This is a genomic window from Vibrio sp. 10N.261.54.E10 (genome assembly GCF_002877735.2).
GTDB lineage: Bacteria > Pseudomonadota > Gammaproteobacteria > Enterobacterales > Vibrionaceae > Vibrio > Vibrio crassostreae_C.
The window spans coordinates 1-2,867 of the sequence record NZ_MCXE02000014.1; the positions used below are offsets into that span (position 1 = coordinate 1).

At 38.6% G+C, this 2,867-nt stretch carries 3 protein-coding genes; all 3 read right to left on the reverse strand.

Going from position 1 to position 2,867, the window contains the following annotated elements:
* A partial coding sequence (locus BCU07_RS23530; protein WP_413286218.1) for a DUF1566 domain-containing protein occupies positions 1–767 on the reverse strand: 767 nt, incomplete at its 3' end.
* Positions 768–892: 125 nt separating this feature from the next.
* Positions 893–1,399 (reverse strand): DUF1566 domain-containing protein, encoded by a 507-nt coding sequence (locus tag BCU07_RS23535; protein ID WP_413286219.1) that lies wholly within the window; start codon positions 1,397–1,399, stop codon positions 893–895.
* 50 nt (positions 1,400–1,449) lie between these two features.
* Entirely contained in the window at positions 1,450–2,313 is an 864-nt protein-coding gene (locus BCU07_RS23540) for an MBL fold metallo-hydrolase (RefSeq protein ID WP_413286220.1), read from the reverse strand.
* Positions 2,314–2,867 lie beyond the last annotated feature (554 nt).

The following is a 2,867-nucleotide window of genomic DNA, read 5'->3' on the forward strand; positions in this document are numbered from 1 at the left end:
TCTGCCGTGATGTAACCATCTTTATTTTTATCAAAATGATTAAAGCGCTTTGTGCCAGCTTTAAACTCTGAAGCCGATACTTTTGCATCGCCATCTTTATCAAATCGATTAATAAATTTATTACTTTGAGTACTGCTTTTGATTTTGTTGTTTTGTTTTTGAGTCGTTGAACCCGTCAGGTTACTTGCCCTTGCATATTCGTTAATATATTCAGTCAGAGGCTGCTCATATGTTTGGGCCGCTAAAACGACATTGCCATCTCGTACACTGCGTACAAAATTCTCAACTCGAATAAAATCGCCTTGTGGCCCACGAGACATCGGTGCACCTGTTTTAGGGTCGCTGCGCTGAGAACCCGCGCCATGAACATCCATTGTTATGCCACGCATTTCACCTAAGGCTTTACCAAAGGCCACATAAACCGCTGCAGATTCTGGCACTGGCCCATCAAGATGAGTTGTTGAACTCCAGTAATAAGGATAATCTTTTTCGCCAGATTCATTCTTTATCGAAGATGTGTAAAAAATCGGGTCGATTGCCGCTGAATTAGAGGTTTCAGGTGAGCGGGTATAATCCACGATGCTTTGTAACTCTTTTGCATCTGGTAAACGCCAATCGCTATGGCCAGCTAAAGTTAGATCCTCAGAATATTGCAGTGTTTGTTGCCAATTCAAACCTTTGTTACTGTCTGTCTGTTGCCAAGTTAAACCAGTCGCCAAATCAGTGGTGGTACCATCCCTATTGTCAATGAAGTTACGTTTATTCATAGGCTTTATTTCCCCTCACAAACCTAAAGTACATTTTATTCGGCGTTTTAGTGCGTGGATTAAACTTTAGGTAACCTTTAATACGGCCATCAACAAAATTCACCCCAAAACCGTATCATCACTTTTCATTGTTTTGCCGACATACTCGGTACTCGACCATGTTTGGGCATCAATCTCTTGTTCTTCAGCTTTAGTATTACCAAGAGGTTGATTGAAGAAACTGGTGTCGATGAAAGGGTGAGCGCTTTTTCTCCCTTTTTAACGCTGCCTGTAAATTGAATGAGAGAATAGAGCTCTTTAATGGTGGGAATTCGCCAGTCACCATAACCTGCTAATTTTAGAGTGTTTATTTTTAAAAGTGCTTCATCATAACTCAGTTTATCCCCCATCTGTTTTTGCCAGATTAAACCAGTGACATTATCGGTGATAGTGCCATTGTTATTGTCGGTGTAAGAAGGAGGGTTAGTGCTATAACTGGCATCTTGACCATAAAAATCATTGGCATTGTCTGGTAATGGTATTACTGCATTGTTGCTGTAGGATTTTCTTTGTCCGGTATCGACGATTGGGTAACTTGCTATCTTTTGTGATGTTTTGACTATGCTTTCCTTCACTGCAGTATTAACGGCCATAAGATCTTCACCGAAAATGACATTACCACTATAATTTTTATGAATTTCTTTTAAGCTCGCTTCAGCATCAACTTTCCCGCAGTAAAATGGGTGTAGACCAGATTTTTGACATTAGCTTTTTGGGCAAGTGTACTGGAGTCGTTTAAATTAAGGTGAGCACGATTTTTTTTATTACCGCTCTTTTTATTTTTGTTGTTCGAACCTTTATTTATGCTTTGATCATTAGATTTTTTGTTTTTATTCCGTCCACCCATCATTACCATTCCGCCAGAATCGATAATCATATAATCTGCATTGCTCGCGAAGGTGGGCAGTGCTTCTGAATAAGTCAGATCTCCAGTAATGACAATCGATTGGCCATTGTAATCGAAGCGGTAAGCAACAGTATGAATGGTGTGTGGAACTTGAAGCGTGGTGACCTGTATATCACCGACCTTAAAGGATTCTCCGCCTTGTATATCTGTAACATCGAAAGCCTTGATACGATCGGCAAGGTTTCTCTTAGTTTTGCCTAGTCGATATGTAATATCAGCTTCATACAAATCCAAATTTGTTTCCGTGAGTTTCTTCGTATTGGGTGGACCAACAATGGTGAAGTTATTTCGCCCTAGTAACAGACGAATTAACATGGGTACAAATTCTTCATTATGATCAAGATGATGATGAGTAATAAGTAGGCTAGATAAATGACGAATATCAACGCCGAGTTTAGACAAATTAGCTTGAGTGCCATTACCCATATCAACCAATATATGAGTGTTTCCGGCAGAGATTAACGTACTCGCGCTCGCACGGTTTTCATTATAGATAGGCGAACCAGAACCAATAATAGTGGCCGTTAATTGATCTGCTGCATGAGCAGTAGCAGCTAGCAATGAACTGAACATAAAAAAACCAAATATTATCTTTTTCATAGAAACCTTTTTTATGTCTATTGGATGCTATCAACAACGAAAATAGGTAAATCAAGTCGTCATTATTGTTGCTTGATATTTTAAAAAATACCAATAAAAAAACCAACAAAAAATAAAATTTACTTAACTTTAATAACTTTACATAACGGGCTTTAGTTTATAGTTTTATCCACATAAAGGTATCTCGGATGCTGTTAAACGCTAAGGAATGTAGCGCTGTGATTAGGGTGAATTGATGTTAATACAGACATATTAAAGGTAAAGCTAGGGCAGGGGTTTAACTCAGAAATGTAAAAATGTATTGCTTCGTTTTATGTGGAGAAATACGCTAAATGTTTGAAGTCGTGGCCACTAATACATAGCCACCCATTAGTTATAACATAACGCCATTCGTTTTGAGTTGCCAACACTAACATTCATTTACTGATGGGATTATTCCTGCCAAAACATCCAGAAACATTTCATCATTAATCACCAAATTCACTCATAACCAAATTCAACACTGAAGCGGCGCACGAAAAACGCGAAAGCGTTTCACGATAAATGCGAAAACC

Excerpts from the sequence above, each read along its gene's own strand:
- BCU07_RS23535 (WP_413286219.1), bottom strand. The coding sequence starts at position 1,399 with ATGGCCGTTAATACTGCAGTGAAGGAAAGCATAGTCAAAACATCACAA.
- BCU07_RS23540 (WP_413286220.1), bottom strand. The coding sequence starts at position 2,313 with ATGAAAAAGATAATATTTGGTTTTTTTATGTTCAGTTCATTGCTAGCT.